The sequence below is a fragment of the Hyphomonas sp. genome (assembly GCF_022844445.1).
Classification (GTDB): domain Bacteria; phylum Pseudomonadota; class Alphaproteobacteria; order Caulobacterales; family Hyphomonadaceae; genus Hyphomonas.
The window spans coordinates 64,968-83,380 of record NZ_JALHLS010000011.1 but is presented as its reverse complement, the minus strand read 5'-3'; the positions used below and the strand labels follow the sequence as shown (position 1 = coordinate 83,380).

22 protein-coding genes are annotated in these 18,413 nt (G+C 62.5%); 3 read left to right on the top strand and 19 right to left on the bottom strand.

Annotated elements, in window-relative coordinates:
• Position 1 precedes the first annotated feature (1 nt).
• Genes Q0C17_RS13080 through Q0C17_RS13060 form a run of 5 tightly spaced genes read right to left on the bottom strand, consistent with a single transcriptional unit; the run spans position 2 to position 4,563 of the window.
• Positions 2-2,812: a hypothetical protein gene (locus tag Q0C17_RS13080; RefSeq protein WP_291207093.1), complete on the bottom strand. Its 2,811-nt coding sequence runs from the start codon at positions 2,810-2,812 to the stop codon at positions 2-4.
• Positions 2,812-3,450, bottom strand: coding sequence for a DUF6441 family protein (locus Q0C17_RS13075; protein ID WP_291207090.1), 639 nt, complete (start codon positions 3,448-3,450; stop codon positions 2,812-2,814). The genes Q0C17_RS13080 and Q0C17_RS13075 overlap by 1 nt, the downstream gene beginning before the upstream one ends.
• Positions 3,447-3,605 (bottom strand): hypothetical protein, encoded by a 159-nt coding sequence (locus Q0C17_RS13070; protein WP_291207087.1) that lies wholly within the window; start codon positions 3,603-3,605, stop codon positions 3,447-3,449. The genes Q0C17_RS13075 and Q0C17_RS13070 overlap by 4 nt, the downstream gene beginning before the upstream one ends.
• A 41-nt stretch (positions 3,606-3,646) precedes the next feature.
• Complete coding sequence (locus tag Q0C17_RS13065) at positions 3,647-4,048, bottom strand: hypothetical protein (protein ID WP_291207084.1); 402 nt, start codon at positions 4,046-4,048, stop codon at positions 3,647-3,649.
• An 8-nt stretch (positions 4,049-4,056) separates the two neighbouring features.
• A complete protein-coding gene (locus Q0C17_RS13060) occupies positions 4,057-4,563 on the bottom strand; it encodes a hypothetical protein (RefSeq protein ID WP_291207082.1) in 507 nt (168 codons plus the stop codon).
• 200 nt (positions 4,564-4,763) lie between these two features.
• Between Q0C17_RS13060 and Q0C17_RS13055 the strand changes: the two genes are divergently transcribed.
• Positions 4,764-5,186 (top strand): nuclear transport factor 2 family protein, encoded by a 423-nt coding sequence (locus tag Q0C17_RS13055; RefSeq protein ID WP_291207080.1) that lies wholly within the window; start codon positions 4,764-4,766, stop codon positions 5,184-5,186.
• 12 nt (positions 5,187-5,198) lie between these two features.
• Here the strand turns inward: Q0C17_RS13055 and Q0C17_RS13050 are convergent, their stop codons facing one another.
• The 12 genes from Q0C17_RS13050 to Q0C17_RS12995 form a co-directional block, all read right to left on the bottom strand.
• On the bottom strand, positions 5,199-5,648 hold the full coding sequence (locus Q0C17_RS13050) for a hypothetical protein (protein WP_291207077.1): 450 nt from the start codon (positions 5,646-5,648) through the stop codon (positions 5,199-5,201).
• Complete coding sequence (locus tag Q0C17_RS13045) at positions 5,645-5,989, bottom strand: hypothetical protein (RefSeq protein WP_291207074.1); 345 nt, start codon at positions 5,987-5,989, stop codon at positions 5,645-5,647. The genes Q0C17_RS13050 and Q0C17_RS13045 overlap by 4 nt, the downstream gene beginning before the upstream one ends.
• Positions 5,990-5,998: 9 nt before the next feature.
• On the bottom strand, positions 5,999-7,099 hold the full coding sequence (locus Q0C17_RS13040) for a hypothetical protein (protein ID WP_291207071.1): 1,101 nt from the start codon (positions 7,097-7,099) through the stop codon (positions 5,999-6,001).
• 5 nt (positions 7,100-7,104) lie between these two features.
• Positions 7,105-8,211, bottom strand: coding sequence for a hypothetical protein (locus Q0C17_RS13035; protein ID WP_291207068.1), 1,107 nt, complete (start codon positions 8,209-8,211; stop codon positions 7,105-7,107).
• Between the two features lie 658 nt (positions 8,212-8,869).
• On the bottom strand, positions 8,870-9,220 hold the full coding sequence (locus tag Q0C17_RS13030; RefSeq protein ID WP_291207065.1) for a hypothetical protein: 351 nt from the start codon (positions 9,218-9,220) through the stop codon (positions 8,870-8,872).
• 15 nt (positions 9,221-9,235) lie between these two features.
• The gene (locus Q0C17_RS13025; RefSeq protein WP_291207062.1) at positions 9,236-10,249 is read right to left on the bottom strand and encodes a major capsid protein; all 1,014 of its coding nucleotides are present in this window, start codon (positions 10,247-10,249) and stop codon (positions 9,236-9,238) included.
• A 47-nt stretch (positions 10,250-10,296) separates the two neighbouring features.
• Positions 10,297-10,662, bottom strand: coding sequence for a head decoration protein (locus Q0C17_RS13020; RefSeq protein WP_291207060.1), 366 nt, complete (start codon positions 10,660-10,662; stop codon positions 10,297-10,299).
• 4 nt (positions 10,663-10,666) lie between these two features.
• A complete protein-coding gene (locus Q0C17_RS13015) occupies positions 10,667-11,647 on the bottom strand; it encodes a head maturation protease, ClpP-related (RefSeq protein ID WP_291207057.1) in 981 nt (326 codons plus the stop codon).
• A 4-nt stretch (positions 11,648-11,651) separates the two neighbouring features.
• A complete protein-coding gene (locus Q0C17_RS13010; RefSeq protein ID WP_291207054.1) occupies positions 11,652-13,154 on the bottom strand; it encodes a phage portal protein in 1,503 nt (500 codons plus the stop codon).
• A gap of 4 nt (positions 13,155-13,158) precedes the next feature.
• Complete coding sequence (locus Q0C17_RS13005) at positions 13,159-13,374, bottom strand: hypothetical protein (protein WP_291207051.1); 216 nt, start codon at positions 13,372-13,374, stop codon at positions 13,159-13,161.
• 5 nt (positions 13,375-13,379) lie between these two features.
• Complete coding sequence (locus tag Q0C17_RS13000; protein WP_291207048.1) at positions 13,380-15,359, bottom strand: phage terminase large subunit family protein; 1,980 nt, start codon at positions 15,357-15,359, stop codon at positions 13,380-13,382.
• On the bottom strand, positions 15,301-15,849 hold the full coding sequence (locus Q0C17_RS12995) for an elements of external origin (protein ID WP_291207045.1): 549 nt from the start codon (positions 15,847-15,849) through the stop codon (positions 15,301-15,303). The genes Q0C17_RS13000 and Q0C17_RS12995 overlap by 59 nt, the downstream gene beginning before the upstream one ends.
• A 106-nt stretch (positions 15,850-15,955) precedes the next feature.
• Between Q0C17_RS12995 and Q0C17_RS12990 the strand changes: the two genes are divergently transcribed.
• Both Q0C17_RS12990 and Q0C17_RS12985 read left to right on the top strand, forming a co-directional pair.
• Positions 15,956-16,177: a hypothetical protein gene (locus Q0C17_RS12990; protein ID WP_291207042.1), complete on the top strand. Its 222-nt coding sequence runs from the start codon at positions 15,956-15,958 to the stop codon at positions 16,175-16,177.
• Positions 16,178-16,274: 97 nt separating this feature from the next.
• Entirely contained in the window at positions 16,275-16,799 is a 525-nt protein-coding gene (locus Q0C17_RS12985) for a DUF3489 domain-containing protein (RefSeq protein ID WP_291207040.1), read from the top strand.
• 43 nt (positions 16,800-16,842) lie between these two features.
• Here the strand turns inward: Q0C17_RS12985 and Q0C17_RS12980 are convergent, their stop codons facing one another.
• Both Q0C17_RS12980 and Q0C17_RS12975 read right to left on the bottom strand, forming a co-directional pair.
• A complete protein-coding gene (locus Q0C17_RS12980) occupies positions 16,843-17,058 on the bottom strand; it encodes a hypothetical protein (RefSeq protein ID WP_291207037.1) in 216 nt (71 codons plus the stop codon).
• Positions 17,058-18,329 carry a site-specific DNA-methyltransferase gene (locus Q0C17_RS12975; protein ID WP_291207035.1) on the bottom strand — a complete coding sequence of 424 codons (1,272 nt, stop codon included), beginning with the start codon at positions 18,327-18,329 and terminating at the stop codon, positions 17,058-17,060. Before Q0C17_RS12975 ends, Q0C17_RS12980 begins: the two co-directional genes overlap by 1 nt.
• Positions 18,330-18,413 lie beyond the last annotated feature (84 nt).

Sequence of the window (18,413 nt, the reverse complement as noted above, 5' to 3'; positions counted from 1 at the left end):
CTCAGGCTCCGTACCAGCCTGGCTTGCGGCCGGTGGAATGGGCCTTTCGCGCATCCGCAAAACGCACCAGCCGCTCGGCCGTCTCTTCGGGCGCGAAGAGGTTCGAGAAGCGCTCGTTACCGATCACCAGGTCGAAGCTCTTGCCTGGCAGCGAGGCACCACCGGCGCCGCTGAGCGACGGCACAGGCACGGGCGCGGCATTCAGCATCGACCGGTTAAAGCTTTCGACCAGTCCACCCAGTGCAAAGCCCGGAGCAGCGCCCTTGACAGAGTTGCCCAGCCGCATGCCATTGAGGGCCGCCAGGAACTGGACACCGTAGCGACGCACGGCCGCAGCGCGGATGACGAACTCACCGTTCGACAGCCACGCCGGAATGCTGTCGGAGGTTGCCGAGCCCGGGCCGGAGACATAACCACCTGAAGCAAAGTTGCTGCTGCTTCCGCTGCCACCACTGCTGCCTTGCGACCGCAACCGCGCAGCCTCGGCGATTGCCGCCCGGATCGAGGCCAGAATGGCAGCAATCGCCTGCTGGATCCGCGCTGCCGCCTGATCGATTACTGCGGCGACCGCACTGAAACCTGCCTCCGCGATTTGGGGAATAGTACCCATGATCTGCTCGATCTGGGCTGCAGCGTCGATGAAAGGTTGCACAAGTGTCTCTGCGAGTGCAGCAGCACCTTCCATGTCGCCTGCAATTTCGGTTGCGCGGGTGATTGCTGCCTGAATGGCTTCCGCACTGGCAACGACAGCTTCCGTGGCACCCGACCACGCCTGCAGGACGAGTTCGGCAAAGCCGGTCAAGGCCGCCGTGGCACCCGTGACCAGGCCATCCCAGATCGGCTGAATGAGTGTGGCAACACCCGTCGCCGCTTCGGCAATGGCGCTCCAGGTCAGTGTTGCAGCGGCAAACAGGCCTTCGCGCGCGAGCGCCACCGTACTGGTAATGCCCGTCCAAATGGCCGTCACCACGGCAATAAGACCAGCTCGCGCATCAGACACGACCGTCGTCAGTCCCAGCCAGAGATCGCTCCAAACCGTTGTGAACCCGGCCCAGATTGCCTGCGTGGCGGCAGCAATTCCCGTCCACGTATCCGTAACAACCGTTGTAAGACCACTGAGGGCGGCTTGTGCAACAGCGGTCAGACCATCCCAGACTGCACCAAAGAGTGCGGTGAGGCCATCAAATGCAGCGGTCGCACCTGCAACAATCTCGTCCCAGAAGCTGGCCAGCACGACACCCAGCGCGATGACACCGGCGGCAATGAGGCCCGTGGGCGAAAGGAATGCAGCAAGTGCAGGCAGCAGACGGACCGCCAGGCCGATGCCGGCGGCGATCGTCTGGAAGAGCATGCTTATGGTCGCTCCCAAAGGACCGATGAAGCGCAGCGCGTTGACCAGAAGCATGATGGCCTGCACGCCGACGTTCACGATACTGAACAGCAGGCGGAATCCGCCGACAAGCTTCAGCACAAGCGCACCTATCAGGACCGCATCTCCCGTCAGTTGCGTTCCGAAGATGAGGTTGAAGGCGGATGCCACAAGTTGCGCCTGATTCCGGATTAGCTGGAAGGCCGGGATGAGGACATTGACGAAGGTGTCGCGAACGGCGAGCGCCGCATCGCGGATGTCGAGCAGCCATTTGTTTTCGATCGATGCATCATCGAGCCCCGAGATGACATTCACCACATCGACGATGACTGAGGACAATGCCGCCGCCATCTGCTGCAGGATAGCACTGATCTTTCCCGAATTGCTCCTCAGCGCATTGAGAATGGCATCGGTGGCATTGATGATGGCGGGCGCTACGAGGGTGGCGAACTTGTTGGCATATTGCTCGAACAGGAAGCCGACGAAGGCCAGTTCATCGGTGGCCTTGCCGGCGATTTCCGTGCTGGCATTGGTAGCAGTGAGCCCGAGATCCGCCAGCACCTTCTCGTACTTCGCGATCCCCGTTGAGCCCATGTTGAGCAGCGGGATGAGGGACGGCCCGATTCTCTTGCCGAAGAGATCGACGGCAAGACCGGTCTTGAGCGCGCCATCCTGCATCCGGGCGAATTGGTCGGCAACCGCCCGGAAGGCATCGATCGGCAGGATCTGACCCGGCTTGAGCCCGACGTTGTTGAGGATGCCGGCCAGCGCCCTGGCGCTTTCTGACAGCTTCTTCGTCTCACCGGCACTCTTGGCGGCAGCTGCGCCGTAGCTGTCAAATCCGCCAATGACTTTCACCGTGCTACCGGCGGTCTGGCCCAAGGCGTCGTTGAGGTCGCTGCCTGCAGAGGTAGCCCCTTGCGTCTTCGCCTGTAGCTCGCTCAGAGCCTCGCCGATGCTGATGAAGCCGCGGTTCAGCGTGCCGGCCTCGACGCCCGCGACCTTTGCAGCAGCTTGCAATGACTGCAGTTGCGTGGCCGTAACACCGAGACTGGATGCAAGGTCGCCAAGTTCATCGGCGCGGTTGAGTGCGCCGGCAAAGAACCGGGTGGCTGCATAGGCCGCACCGACGGCAGCGGCGGTGAACAGCGCAATGCGGCTCGTGGTGTAGGAGAAGGCCGTGCCGACGTCGCTCAGGCCCCGCGTCAGGCCGGTGAAGCTTGTTGCGACCCTGGCGCCAGCAGTCGTCAGTTCACCAAAGGACATGCGCAGCCTGGCGAACTGCGCTGCAAAACTGTTGCCGAGTGCCACACGGCCGAAGGCCTGCTGAAGCCTTTGGGCCGAGCGCTCACCTTCCTCGCCCAAGCTCCGCAGCTGGCGGAGAATCTCTTCCCCGCCCTCGAGCCTTATCGACTGGCTGATCACATTGCGGCCGCCTGCCATCATTCGCTCCGCATGTTCTCAGCATAAAGGTCGGCCAGCCGGTCACGGGCTTTGCGAACGATACCGGTGATGTCGAGTCGCTTGCGGATCTTGACGCTGTCGATGCCGACGAAGATCGGGACCGCCGTGGTCTTGCCCTGACCCCGGGTTCCGGCCTTGAGCCGGGACAGTGTGACTCTCGATCCCTTGCCGCTCTTCGTCGACTTGACCTTGGCGAACAGCAGCGGGGATTTGCCCGGCCGCTTTACATACTGAAGGGGGCCGATCTCTTTGCTGTAGCGCTCAGGGGTCAGCCTGTAGCGGCCGTACTTCTGAGGCGTCGAGGGCAATGGCAGCCAGAGTGTTGGTCGCCCGCGGATGGTGGCACCTTCCTCGAACACGCCGGCATAGGGGATCTTGTGATAGATCAGGGCTGCCGCGCGAAGGCTCGAGCCCTTCTTCGGATAGACGTTGAGACGAAGCGCATTGGCAAAGCGGGTGCCGAGGCCTGCCGACAGGATGTTGGCTTTCCCGTCCGCCTTCGCCTGTTCACCCGCGGCCTTGACGGCGGCTTGTGCCGCACGTTCCATTGCTTCGCCGGTGGCCATGAACGCCCCCTCGAAGATCCCGGGTTCCGAGCGGTAGAGGATCCTGGTCATTCGCGCGTCAGGTCCTTGTGCTGGCGCTTGATGTCCTTCGGCTCTCCCCGCGCCGCGAGGGCGGCGATCGAAAGCGACTGTGCCGCCTCACGTGCGTGGCGCTTCGAGGACAGGGACAGGAATCCCGCAATGCGTCGTGGCGTGTAACTCCACACGTCAAAGGAAGAGTGCCCGGCGGCGATGAGGGCCTCGAGGGCTACGGCGATCTCGTAACCGGCATCGCGGAAGCGCCGTCGGGACCGAGCCCCAGCCGCGACAGCTTCTCCACGAAAGGGCCGAGCCCCCTCGGCATGGTGAGCTCGATAACGGCGACGAGAAGATCGGCCTGCTCATCGATCGACAGCCTGTCGGCGGCCTGTTCCGCTGCCGTGTCGCCGGGAATACCAGTGCCCGCGGCAATGATGGCAGCCACGACATCACCACCGAGCGTCAGGAGGTTCTCGATCGCGACCTCGCGGCCCGTCACCAGAGCGCGAAGCTCCGGAAACCGAGCCAGAAGCTGCGCGATGCCACGAGCCGATACACCAGAAACTTCGACGGCAACATCACGGATGGTGACGGTCTTCGTCAGCGGTGCAATATCAATCAATCCGACCATGGTTCACCTCAAGGAGTGGGAAGAAGTTCGGTGACGGTGCCAAACGAGCCTGAGACGGCCGCACACTCGCCGGTCAGCTCGATCGTGCCCCATTCATCCGAGATCAGGTTCAGAGCCGATGACGGGATGAAGTCGACCGCGCTGAATATCCACTCGTACTTGGGGCCAATGTCATTGGTGCCCGTGAACTTCAAGCTGCCCGACACCGAGCTCTCATCGAAGATCTGGATCACGTCAGTACCGCCCACGACCGCCGAGCTTCCCAGCACTGCGAGCTTCAGGTTATCGACGCTCCACTCGTCAAGCACCAGGCGCACCGTCCCGCTCTTCTGCAACACCACGGATTTATCCTTGGTGCGCACACCTTCGCGCGACGAGAAATGATCGAGCTTTTCGATCTCAGGCGTGAACTCAAACTCGGTGCAGTTGCCCATGTCGACATAGCTGGCGCCTCCTGTCTTTTTGAACGAGACGATGCCCTTGCCGACCGTGTAATTGTCAATCGATGCTGCCATGTGAAGACTCCATGTTGAGATTCCAGATGTGAATGATCAGGTGCTCGGCCAAATGTTGATTCAGCGAACACCCCAGCCTTGCCTCGGGAGTTGCCGTTCCATGTGCCGAAGTCCTGTCTTGCATGTGACTTCGATTTGCTGAAGTCTCAGCCTCGTTGAACCGATCGCTCGTTGGATCTTCGATCGAACCAGTGGCCAACATGAAGGAAGCCGTCGCTATGGGAAAAACAGACGAACTCCGCGAGATCCTGCGCGTTCTTCCGGGCATATACGGATCCGGCAACGTTGCGGGGTACCTGGAACATTATGCCACCGATCTGACGTCATACTTCGAAGGTGTCGTTTCGAATTACGACGAGGCCTGTAGATTCATTTGGTCGATGTTCGAGGGCGGCGGCAAGATTCTGGAGTTCAGCACCGGAGACCGCTCCCATGTTGTGTTCAGCGAAGATGCCAATGCGGCGACGCTCTGCTACCCATGGCGAGAAAAATTCCGTTTTGCTGATGGGCGAGTGACAGACACCGAATACTATCAAACCGAAGTGTGGTTCTGGCGGGACGGTCAGTGGAAGATGGTGCATGCTCATCTGAGCGTCGTCAAAGAACATTCCGCTTCGGCTTAGTTGCTGGCCGTCTCAGAGCGCGTCCGGTCGCAGCACGTAAGAGAAGGTGAAGGACAGACCCATCTCGCCTTCCATCATGCGGCCGCGTGCGAGCGCTGTGGCGCAGCCTTCGTAGCGAATATCACCGTTGGTACCGACGAGGTTCGCCAACACCGCATCTGTCAGTACAGCCTTGAGGATCGCTGCACGAAACACGTTGAGCTGAGTTCCGATGTGCTCCGGCTTCGCACCCAGCATGATGTAGAGCTCAGGTGTCATGCCGACCCGCCGCGGCGCACCGGGACGCCTGGACAGGCCTGAGGGGTCGCCATCATCGGCCGCCTCGTCGGCATCGAGGATCAGGATGCACGGGCGCTGCCTGTCGCTGATCTCGTCAGTATTGCGGAAGGCGGCGGCGATTCCGGGGATTGCCCTCGCTATCTCGAGCAGCCGGACAAGGATCGCCTCACGCCTGTCCGTCATGACTCGTCCTCGATCAGGAAGAGATAAAGCTCGCCACCGGCTTCACCGGTTGGCGCAGGCTTCAGCATCGTCGCCTTCACCCGCCAGATCTTGCCCGAGAACTCGATGCTGACACCCTCGAGATCCCGCTGCGAAAGGCCGAGTGCGGACAGTTCCGATACTCGCATCACCGCAGCAGGCCGGATGGTCTTGACGCTTGCTGTGCCATCGAAAACTTCAACACCGCTGGTCTTGTCGATAACGGTAATCTCGAAGTGTGCATCATAAAGGCAAAGGATCCTGGCCGGCACGCCGAATGCCTCGTAGATCGGCGCGTAGAGAAGGCTGGAGAAGTCGATCACGTTGTGTGCCTACCTCTCCAGGAAGACGTTGATGTAGCTGAAGCTCGAGAAGATGGCATTGAGCGAGGTCCCGGAGACGCGCGTTCCCATGATGCCGAAGCGTATGGATCGGGCATTCGCTGGAACCGGTGTGGAGAACTGCTTGCGGCGTGCACTCTGACGGGCTGGTGAGGCCTCAGCCGGGTCCGAATAGACCCTGCTTCCTAGCTGTGAAGAACCGGCATCATAGAACTCGACATAGACGCGGCCCGAGGCTTGTGGCGTGCTGGTCGTGCAGGCGAGCTGAAAGTTGGCTTCGAGTGTTACAACACCGGCATCGATTGCGCCTTGCCATGTAGAAGGCAGTGATTGTGCATGCCAGGCGTGGCCAGTTGATGTGCTCCCCGTGCCCCAGCGCAGGCCGGGATCATAGCCCCAGGCGTTGCCGCCTGTGGAGGATGATGCGACGGTTGCTGTGATGAGCGTGTTCACGACGTTGGTCCAGCCGGCGGTGCTGGCGCCGTTGAGCGACAGGATACAAGTGTGAGTTCCGGCCTTGCGGTTCAGCCGCGCGGAGATTTCGTCCCAATAGACTTGCGTGTTGGCATCACCGCCGTTGCGCCAGCCACGCAGCATGAGGCGGACAATACGCGTGGTCTCCGGCACCTTGAGCGCTGTTTCAGTGAATGCCCTCCATGCGCTTTGCGACAGCCGCCCATCATGCATGGCGCCGCCAAGCCAGGCGCCACCGCTCGTATAGAACATCAGGTCGACGTGACCCCAGTCGGTATTGTCCTTGTCGGTGACCAGAAAGCCACCGCAGTCGGCGGTGATCCTGCCGGCGTCGATGTCGGCGAGAATGTTGGCGTCCAGGCCTGCAAGGCTGATATCCTGATAGGCAGCCGCAAATGAAGTGCCGCCAGACGAGAAACTGTATGAACCAGCATAAGGACCGATGCCGCTGCCGACCTCGGTGGAGCTGAGCGGGTTCGCCGCCGTCGCAGCAAAGCTCGTGGCAATGGCATTGGTCCAGCCCGTAATGTTGCCTGCCTCGGCGTTCGCGTTGATCAGTGGCAAGACCTGCACGTAAAGCGGGGCAACAAACCGATACGGGTTGATCAGAAAGCTCATGGGCCTCAGGTCCCGATCAGTGCGATCTTGAGACCGGCCGCACCGGGCGTTCCGACCTGGTCAATGATGATGGTCATCTCGGCATCGTCGGCAAGTGCCGTATCGGAGAAAACCGCCGGCGTGGCCGCCGTCACAGAGGTCTTCTCAGTGTTGTCGATCGTGATCTTCGTGGCGAAGATTGAGGTGCCCTCCTCCTTGATGTCCGCGGTGAGTATCGCACCGGCAGACTGCGCGGTGGCGAGCGAGGCCCTCACTGCGCTGAGTACCATGGCATAGGGCATGCGGAAGGTGACCTTCGTGCCCGTCGTGAGTGCGGTGGTTTCGTCGGATGCCGCTACGACGAGAGTTTTCGTGACAGGTACTTGGGGCGCGGCCTGTTTCCACGGCACCGCAAACCACTGGTTCTTGCTGCGGTGCTTCAGCAGCCACGCGTCATAGCGGGTGTCGAGTACAATGCTTCCGCCGTCCACGCCGTTGATGAAGACTCCTGTGGCGCCGGTGATCGTCTTGATGCCGGAAGTGCCATTGTGGAAGAACACAATCTCCGTGCCGTTCTGCCACAAGACATCGTTGCGGTTCGGGATCGTGAAGTCCTGGTCGCCACTGCGGGTGGCGAAGATCCAGCGCCGCCGGTCGCCATAGAGCAGCGTATAGCTTGCGACGTTGATGTTCTTCGGCACGAACTGGGCTGTCGTCGACTGGACACTGGTCTTCCATTCTAGCGGTGTCGTTCCCGGCACGATCGCGCCGGCTGTGAGCAGCTGGAAGATGGCGCCTGCATTGTCGCCTTCATCGATGGGGACGATGCGTCCCGCCGAGATGCTGGTACTTGCCGGCTCCCATCCTGCTGCGGGAGTCCATGCGCCGTCCTGGACCTCGTAGATGATGCGCTCTGCTGCAACGGTCTGCCCGGCAGGCAGAATGCGATCACCAACGGCAAGTGTGACACCCTGGATGGTAGGTGTACCGGACAAGGTGATGTTACCATCCGCGGCCGTCGTTCCAAGCCGGACGCTTTCCTCGTAATCGCCCTCGACCAGTTCGATGCTAATCCTGTTGGCAGCATCATCATGGACGACATTGACACCGACATGGGTGCCAGCCGTCAGCATCGCCCCAATCAGATCCTGAACGACCTCGTCCGAGGGCGCCGGACCTGTCTCACCTGCAGGCCCGATTGGACCTGCTGGACCAGCGAGACCTTGCAACCCTGCGGGACCGGTTTCACCTTGCGGACCGGTTGGTCCGGGTGGGCCTGATGGACCTGTTGCTCCAATCGGGCCTGAGGGACCCGTCTCGCCGGCGGGGCCAGTTGGGCCAGCAGGCCCGGGTTCACCAGGCGGACCTTCTGGTCCAATTGGACCGACGGGCCCCGTGGCACCAATCGGACCTGCCGGGCCCGAGGGGCCTGTCTCGCCGACCGGACCAACTGGGCCAGCTTCACCCTGTGGACCGGGTGGTCCAGTAGCGCCCGTCTCACCTTGCGGGCCGGTAGCTCCGGTCTCGCCAACGGGACCAACCGGGCCTGCTTCACCCTGCGGGCCGACCGGGCCTGTTGCGCCTGTCTCACCAGGGGGACCAACAGGACCAGTGGGTCCTTGTGGACCTTCCGGTCCCATTGGACCGACAGGCCCGGTGGCGCCGATCGGGCCTGTTTCGCCCACAGGACCTGCCGGGCCCGGTGCTCCTGTTGGTCCGGGCGGGCCCTGTTGACCGGGCTGCACAACTTCAACAACGGCAATGGGTCCGGGAACAATGATCTCGATGATTTCAGGCGTCGTCATTGAGACCCTCCTCGATGACGAGGCACCCGCGCACCAAGGTTTCCTCGGTGCCGGCAATTCGCCGCTCGAACTCGTAGCGGCTTCTCAAGCGGCCGACGGCAAACAGACGGGTTTCTGCTGGTGTGAGCTTCAGTGTCACCTCGCCCGATACCGGTGAAGGCATGAGCAGCGTGCCATCTGCCGTTGTCTTGCGGATCGTGGACGCGGCAGTCTCTGCCATAAAGACAATCTCGGAGCCCGTCAGGTCGACAACAACGCCCGCGCTGTCCTTGAAGCGGAACAGCCGCTCGAAGCTGTTGCCGCGGCGAAGGCCGGTCAGCTCATGGGTGGCAGCCATGGCATGCCCGCCTCATCACGTCCGGCGTGCCGAGCGCAGCACCTGCGGCCTTGTACAGATCGGCAGCGGATTGCTCTCGATCTCGAGGCGCACCCATTCATCGCGATCGCGATCGGGGATGGTGCGGGCATAAAGCGGCAGGCCCAGCGTGTTGACGGTCTCGAACGTATCGGCAGGCGCATAGTAGATCTCGAACAGCCCCTCGATGCCTTCAGGATAGAAGAAGGCCTTGTCGGTCGGTACCCCGAAGCCTGCTCCGCCACGGTAGCGGCGGAAGGTGATGCCGCCGAAACTGACCTCGTCGGCGATGCGGCCCCGGAGGTCAGCAGCCGCGGCGGTGTTGAGATAGGTCTCCCTCACCTCTTTGTGGGATACGAGATCAGCAAAGAACGCCGAGCCGCATTCAGCACGCACCTGCACCGCACCGGCAGCAAGTCCGCCCATCGAGTCCTCGACACTTTCGATCAGCGCCTGGCAGCGCTTGCGGAGTGCGCCTGAGGCAGGAGTTGCATTATCGAGGTCGAAGTCGATCTCGGTCGCAAGCGTGATCGCGAACTCGGTGAAGTAGTTCACCACCGTGGCCTGGTCCCTGGGATCCTTCACGATCCCCTGGATGCCGTTCAGAAGGTGATATTCGAAGGTGGCCTCGGCATCCTGGCGGAGCCTGCGCAGACGGTGGGCCACCTCTGTCTGGACCTGGGCCGTGGCAGACTCGGAGCCGAAGTCACGCACCGACTGGATTTCTGAGGCCCAGATCACGTCCTGCTTCTTGAACTGGCGGCAGATGAAGGCGCGCATCTCGCGGCGTTCAGGCACCTGTTGTTCGTAGGCGGACCCACGTTCCGAGAACGGGATCAACGACAGCGTGCCGTCCCGGCTCTCAATCATCACGGTGCGGGCGCGAACACCGCGGGGGCTGAAGAGGTTCGAGCCTGAGAGCAGTGCCGGCTTGAAGGGGATGTTCTCAAGCGCACGGGTGAGTTCGATGATGGTGAAGGCATCGCCTTCGAAGATGTCCATTGTGGCCATGGGAATGCCTCCGGTTCAATAATTGCGGTGAGAATTGGTGTTGGGGATCAGCGGACGAGAATGCCGACTGCGAGCAGATCAGCATGCGCCGCAGCAATTTCGGGCCCGGACGGGGTGCCGGCGAAGACGAGGTCGTGGCGATTGACGACAGCGGGACCGCGCACCACGGCAACGGCAGGTGCATCACCACCAGAAGCGTCGGCCCTGCCCCAGAGCACGGCAACAGCCGTCTCGGTGCCATTGGTGGCAGCAGGCGCAAAGGCCGCATACTTGCCGCTGGCTGTGATCTTGCCCAGCACGGTGCCGGGCTCCAGCGTGCCGCTCGCGATGGTGATCGTCTCGCGGGTGTAGTCCCGGAAGGCTTCCCAGACGAGGAAGTGGCCGGCGTGCTTGCCTTCAACAAGTGTGGTCATCAGGTTATCCTTTCAGCTTGAATGTGCGGGCGACAATTTCGCCCCAGGGGCGCGCAGCCGAAGATCGGCCGGGTTGCGGGTGATGCGGCGTGATCTCAGGCTCAGCGTCGGCCTTCGCAGCGAGAAGCGCTGCGCGTACCTCGTCGAGGCTTGCATCCTGCTCGAGGAATCCACCGGCCATCTGCGGCTGGCGTGCAAGGCGGCAGAGATCAATCACGGCGCGCGCATGTGCGATGGCGTCGGCCCGGATCGCTGCGGGATCGGCAGGTGGATCACTCGCAGGCGGGGGCATGTTGTCGGGCTGGACATGCCCCTTGGCAGTGACAGAAGGGGTATCCTGCTCGTTCTCCAAACCGTTCCGGTCGGGAACGGTTTCGGGCTCGTCCTCCTCCACCATCTCGACCAGCGCCGGCGGCGCGTTGCGGAAGCAGCCGATGTCGAAGCGTGCGGCGATGCGCACCGGCTCGGCAATGCGAGTGGCAAGTCCTGCGTCCAGCGCGTCCTTCGCGTCGAACCAGGTCTCTGCCGCCATCAGAGCGGCAATGTCTTGCGGGTCACGGCCGGACTTTGCGGCGTAGCCTTGCACCAGGCTACCTTTGAGCTTGTCGAGCGCCTCGGCCATGGCGCGCATGTCATCCGCCGTGCCCATCACAAGCCCTGCAGGATCGTGGATCATCAGGAAGGCATTCTCAGGCATGACGATCTCATCACCCGCCATCGCCACATAGGAGGCGGCCGAGGCCGCGATGCCATCGATCCAGACCGTCACCGGCCCCTCGTGCCGCTTGATGGCGTTGTATATCGCCACCGCATCGAAGACCGACCCGCCCGGGCTGTTGATTCTGAGATCGATGGGCGTCCCCTCGGGCAACGCGCCGAGTTCCGCGAGGAAACCCTTGGCCGAGACGCCATAGGCGCCGATCTCGTCATAGATTACCACTTCCGCACCCGTTGCCCGGGCGCGGATCTCATACCAGCTCGTCATGCTGTCACTCCTGTTCGGATTGTTCGGCGGCAGCGCCGTCGTCCGTTCCATCGGATTCCGGCCGTGCAGGCGGCGTTGCCTTCGCACCCTGCGTCGCCCCGGGGCTGGTGCGATAGCCGAGGCCCAGATCGGCGGCGCGCTTCATATCCGTGGCGTTCTCGCGGTCGACTTCTTCGATGTCGTAGCCGGTGGCCTCTACCACCTTGCGCCGTGAGGTGATGCCCGCCTCCATAGCCAGCACCTGCGCCTGGATGTCCTTCAACGGATCGACCCAGTCCCAGCGCGGTGGAATCCACTGCACCGCGCGCGCAGTATCTGCATCATCGAGGTCAAGTGACCCCGCCAGCAATGCCGTTTCCATCCAGCGTGCCCAGATCGGACGGCAGAGCTGATGTGCCATGACGCCGTATTGGAGCTGCTGCATGCGGCGGCGGAATTCCACGAGCTCGGCGCGCAAGCTCGAATAGTTCGCCTGCCGCACGTCGCCCGTCACCAGATGATAAGGCAACCCGAGAGAGGCGGAGACGGCAAGCAGTGTGCGGTACTGGAAGGCCTCATAGCCACCACCTACGTCGGCAGGGCTCGAGAACTTCACGTCTTCCCCCGGCAAGAGCACCTGCATGGTGCCGGGCTCGAGGCTGGCGATCGTTACGCCGTCCGCGTCCGCCTGCGTTTCGCCCATCAAGGGTTCTTCCGGCGCGGTCTTGGTGATGAAGCCTGCGAACATCGCCGCGGTCTTCTTGCGGTCGAGTTCTGCATCATCATACTGGTCGAGCAGAAACAGCCGCACCATCGCAGGTGCGACATGCGGCAGGCCGCGGATCTGGCCTGCGTCGATCGGCCGGTAGATGTGCAGCACGTTGGCAGCCGGCACCCGCACCGTCTCGGGGATCACCCCGCCCTGGTCGGTGCTGTCGCCGGGATGGCGGCGGCGGAAGTGATAGGCGACACGCCGGCCTATTGCGTCAAACTCGATCCCGCAGCGGATGCGGTTGCCATTCGCCGCTGTCTCCATCTTGTCGAAGGGCAGCATCTCCGATTGCAGAAGCTGCAGTTGCAGCGGCACCAGCAGTCCATCCTGAGCCCGGCGCGGGCGCAGCCGTACAAAGCATTCACCCGCGACGAACATCTCTCGAGCGACCATGGCCTGGAGACCGTAGAAATCGGTCAACCCGTCGGCATCCGCCTCGTCCGTCCAGGCGAGCCACAGCCGCTGAATCCGATCGCGAAGATCCGTGTCTCCGACCAGCGACGAGGGCTTGATCCCGTCGCCGACAAGATTTGCCGCGAAGGCTTCGCAGGCGTTCGCCGCATAGCCGTTGGTAACAACCAGCTCGCGCGCGCGTGCCAGGAGCCGTGGACCGCCTGAAGCCACGAGCGTGTTGATGTTCTCGAGCGGCGGGTTCCAGCCCCTGAGCCGTCGCTTCGCCATCGCCCCTTCGAGCCGGGCGCGCATGGCGGACGGGCCGCCCCGTGAAGGGCGGCGGAACAGGTCGAACAGGCCCATGGTGTCAGAGCCCCTTCGCCGTCGTCACGCGCAATTGCCGCACGATGCGGCGTCCCTCGGCGGCCACGATCTCGCGATCGAGCGCCTCGATGGCCCGGTCGATCTCGGCCACGCTGCGATATTCGACACTCCGTCCCTCGTAGCTGACGCGGGCCACGCCCGAGGACCGCTGCACAGCCAGTGCTTCCCGCCTGGCCCGGAGATCGGTGAGTGTCGCCATGATGGTCACCCCATGTAGCTCGATCTGACCGTCCGACGCTGAGCTGACGGGCGGGCGTTAGATTTGACCGCCGGAGCGCTTGTGGGTCCGACAAGAGCGACAGCCAACTGCCGCTCCAGTTCCTGCCAGTGCGCCTCCGACCAGCGGTCGGCACCGGCAATCCATGCGGCCGCGCGGGCATAGACGCGGGTATCGAGTGCCTCGTTGCGTTCACGAAGCTTCTGCCATTCGAGCCGCTGGAAGCCGCGCTTCGTCTTGACCGTCACCAGCTGTTCGGCGGTCAGCTGCTTCAGCCATTCGCCATCAGCCCAGTCCGGCAGATGGATCGTTCCCGGCCGGTACACCGCACCGGCTTCAAGTTCTTGCCCCGTCGGCCGGTCCTGCCGCAGGAAGCGGTAGGTTTCAGCCTTGAAGGTCGAGGTGGCGACGGTCCACAGCCTGGCCCCGCGTCGGAGCCGCTTGCCCGCGATGGTCGCATCCACAAAGGTCGGGCCTGTCACCGGGCTCGCGCGATTGAAGCCCTCGACGCCCTTGACGGGTGCGACCTGTGCAAAGCCCACGGCCCGCGACCAGGCGTAGACCGCACTGGTCTCGAAACCGGTGTCGATGGCCAGCCGCGCAATCGTCATGTGCTGGCCGCTGGCATGGGCCCAGGTCTGCGACAGAAGCCTGGTCAGCTTGAGCCAGCAGGTCGGATCGCTGGGACCGCCCTCGATCACCACATGATCAATGAGCCAGCTTTCGAGCCCCCGCCCCCAGGCCCAGACATCGATCTCGATGCGATCCTTCTGAACGTCAGCCCCTGCGGTGAGGAAGAGGCCCTTCTCCGGGACAGTGCCGGCCTTCCACTGTTCACGCCGGTCATAGAGCCGCTGCCAGTCGGGCGCTTCTCCCGACTCCATCCAGGTCTCGCCGAGCAACACGTTCTTCGCTGTCTTCAGCGCTGCGTCATTGTGCTGGGCCTCGTCCCAGCTTCTGGCAATGTCGGACCAGCTGGTCCAACCCACCGGGGAGTAAAGGCCGGAGAGATGATAGCCGCGGGTTTTGGGATTGCTGCCCTCTGCTGTGGGCCGCCATTCCCCCTTGGCCAGCATGTCCGTCTTGGCGGCTTCCGTGATCGGCGCCTCGCAATCGTCACAGATGTAGGCAGCTGTTCCGGGTCTGCCCTTCTCCCAGCGCAAGCGCTCGAACTGCAGCCATTGCATTGTTCCGCAATGCGGACACGGCACGAAGTAGCGACGCTGGTCGGAAGCCTCGTATTCGCGTTCGATGCGCGACAAGCCCTTGATGGTTGGCGTTGACACCAGGAACAGCTTCTTGCGATGCCCAAAGGTGGCGGTGCGGGCTTCGGCAAGTGCAATGGGATCGCCTTCACCATCGACATCGCCTGGATAGGCATCTACTTCGTCGAGGAACACGTAGCGGGCCGGCATGGACCTCAGGCCCGTGGCACTGTTGGCCCCCGTCAGCACGAGTTGTCCGCCGGGAAAGCGTTTCGCCAGCACCGTGTTGCCGCTGTCGCGGGACCGTGCCGGCGCCACGATCTTGCGGAGCTCGGCACTGTCCTCGATCAGCGGATCAATGCGCTGCTGCGAATTGCGCTTGGCAAGCTCCACCGTCGGCTGCACGGCAAGGATCGGCCCCGGCGCCTGGTGGATGATGAATCCGATGAAGTTGTTGCCAGCCTCCGTTGCTCCGGTCTGTGCAGCCTTCATGAAGACCACGCGCTCGACGGGACTTGAGGGCGACAGGCTCTCCATGATCTCGCGCATGTAAGGCGTGCGCGATGTGCGGTACTTTCCGGCCTCCGCCGCGGCCCTGCCTGACAGGATGCGATAGGTGTCTGCCCATTCGGCCACCGTCATCGGCGGGTCCGGCGTCAGGCCGTCGGTGAGGCTCCTGAGAAACTGGCGGTTACCTTCGTAGTCATGTGCCGTGGAGATTGAGGTCGTCTCCGGCTGAGGCCTTGAGCTGTTCACGGACATGGGTGTTGAGCAGCGCCTCGAGCTTGTGGACGTCCACCCCGAGGTCGGCCGCCATCAGGGCTGCCACCCGGGCCGGCCAGCCGGTCCATGCGTCCCGGATCCTGCGCGCAAAGGCGAAGCCCTGTTCAATGGCATAATCCCGCTCGACCACTTCGCCCTTCTCACGCCGGAGCTTTTCGCGCAGCAACTGCACGGTGAGTACCTTCTCTGCTGTCTTGGCATGCAGGTAGCTCATGCCGCCGACGAGAGGAGAGCCTGACTCCGAAAGCGTCTCCCGCACGGCAGTGAGGGCCGCCTCCGGCACAGGCTTCAGCTTTGGTGATGGTCGCGTCTTCGAAGGATCTGCATTCCGCATCCAGCTGCGGTCGGCTTTTGCCGGATCGATCGAGCCATCCGGCTCCAGCGTCAACCGTCCAGAGGCGATGGCCTTCCTTACGCTGGTGTGGCTGACGCCGCGATGTGCAGCATAACCGCGGATGGACAATCCCATGATCGACGGCCTCGTGAAAAAGCAATCATGTTGCTGCTTATGGACTGGATATGATCTGCATACAGAGCAAATGTGTGCTCATCAAACGAGCCCAAGGAACACGCAGATGCGCAAACCCTCAGACAACAGCAAGGTGGTTGCCGCCTTCATGAGCAAAAAGGCCGAGATCGATGCGATGCTCGTCCGCCTGCAGGATCTCAGCGACGATCACTTCGACGCCGACCCGGAGACCATCCATTGGGGCCACGTTGGAACGCTGAGCCACTACGCCGAACTTCTCAAGCGCATCACCGACAGCGCCTTCCGTGAAGGCGAGCACGCGGAATAACCTACTTCAATTGCCGAGCCTCTGCCCCGCTTGGACGCGGGGCTCGGGGTCGTAGGAGCCGGAGATCGGTCCGGTCCACAACCCTGAAGGATAAATCATGACCAGACTCACAGATACCCAGCTTATCGTCCTCAGCGCTGCCGCGCAGCGCACCGATCGCCTTGCACTCCCCTTGCCCAAGAGCCTCAAAGGCGGTGCTGCCCACAAGGTCATCAAGCCACTCATCGAGAGAGGCCTCCTTCAGGAGGTCGAAGCAAATCTCAAGCTTGGTGACCCCCTGTGGCGCGAAACCGGCGATGGGCACGGCATCACTCTGATCATCACCGAGGCAGGGTTTGCCGCCATCGGCATCGAGGTCGAACCTCAGAAGCCCAAGGCCCGGAAACCAGAACCGAAGCCTGCGTCCACGGAGCGCAAGACCCGCGAGGGCACGAAGCAGGCGCTTGTGATCGAAATGCTGCGTCGCCCCGAGGGAGCGACCATCCCCGAGATTGTCGAAGCCACCGGCTGGGCCTCACACACCACGCGTGGGTTCTTCGCAGGCGCCCTCAAGAAGAAACTCGGTCTGACGATTGCCTCCGAGAAGGACGAAGCTCGAGGTCGTGTCTACCGCATAGTCTGAACTGAAAGATGCGACCGAAGCTGAAGCCCGCTCGATGCGGGCTTCATGCGTTTTGCCGCAAGGCGTTGAACATTCGCCGCAACGTGTAGGACCTGATCAGCGACACAATTGTGAAAATAGACCCCAGAATCAGATTTTCGATGAGCGAGGCATTCAACCCGAAGAGGGGAAAGACCATCACCTGCGTTATCACAGCAATGCCATAGCCTACGGCCACGTTGGCGGTGGCCTCCACGGCAGACATGAGACGCGATTGCATCACGCGCCATCCTTGGGCTTCGACCCGCGTGCCGCCTGGAGATCCTGGTAGGTCCGGTCCTCGCCGTCCAGCACCGCGACACCGCCAGTGAGGTTCTGCCACCGCTCGATGATCACATCGACGTATTTGGGATCGAGTTCGAGGAGCCTTGCCGACCGTCCGGTGCGCTCGGCCGCGATCAGCGTGGTGCCAGAACCACCGAAGGGGTCAAGGACAATGTCCCTGCTCTTCGAGGAATTGCGGATCGCCCGCTCGACGAGTTCGACCGGTTTCATCGTCGGATGCAGGTCATTGACCCGCGGCTTGTCCACGAACCAGACATCGCCCTGGTCGCGGGCGCCGCACCAGTAGTGGTCGGTTCCCTGCTTCCAACCATAGAGGATCGGCTCATATTGCCGTTGATAGTCAGCACGACCCAGCGTGAAGTTGTTCTTGGCCCAGATGACGAAGGTCGACCACTTGCCACCGGCGTCGGTGAAAGCCTTCTGCAGCGTGTGGAGCTCGGATGAGCTCATGCAGATGTAACAGGCGCCCTTGGTCACCATCAGCATGTTGAGGCAGGCGTCGTAGAGGAACTGGTAGAAGCCATCACCCAACGCATCATTGAGAATGCGCCGGTCCTTGCCGCGCATCTTGTCCTTGGCCGAGTTGCCATAGTCAACATTGTAAGGCGGATCGCAAAAAACCATGTCGGCAAACTGCCCATCCATTAGGCGCTCGACGTCTGTCATCACGGTGGCATCACCGCAAAGGAGCCTATGATTGCCGAGGATCCAGAGATCGCCTGGCTGAGATGTCGGGGTGATCGGGACTTCGGGAAGATCGCCTTCCTCCGCCTCGCCGACAGCGTCGCCATCGAGGCCAACGAGATAGCGGTCGAGGTCGTCAGCCGCAAAGCCCAGCAGGTCGAGCTCGAACTTCTCGGCATCGAGTTCCTGGATCAGCACCGACAGCGCGGCTTCATCCCAGCCTGCGTTGAGTGCCAGCTGGTTGTCGGCGATGACCAGCGCTTTGCGCTGCGCATCCGACAAGTGACCGAGCCGGATGACCGGCACCTGTTGCAGTCCCAGTTCCTTCGCCGCTGCCAGTCGCCCATGGCCAGCGATGATCGTGCCCGTGGCATCGACCAGGATCGGATTGGTCCAGCCGAATTCGCGCATGCTGGCGGCGATCTGCTTCACCTGCACATCGGAGTGCGTGCGCGGATTGCCGGCAAAACCTGTCAGCACGGACACGTCCATGCGTTCGAGGGCGTAGCTCTCGGGGATCATCAGGACCTCATGATGTGGAAACCGGGTGGAACCCGAAGTGGAAACCTGATGCCTGGAAACTGGAACCCTGACCGGGGTTTCCAC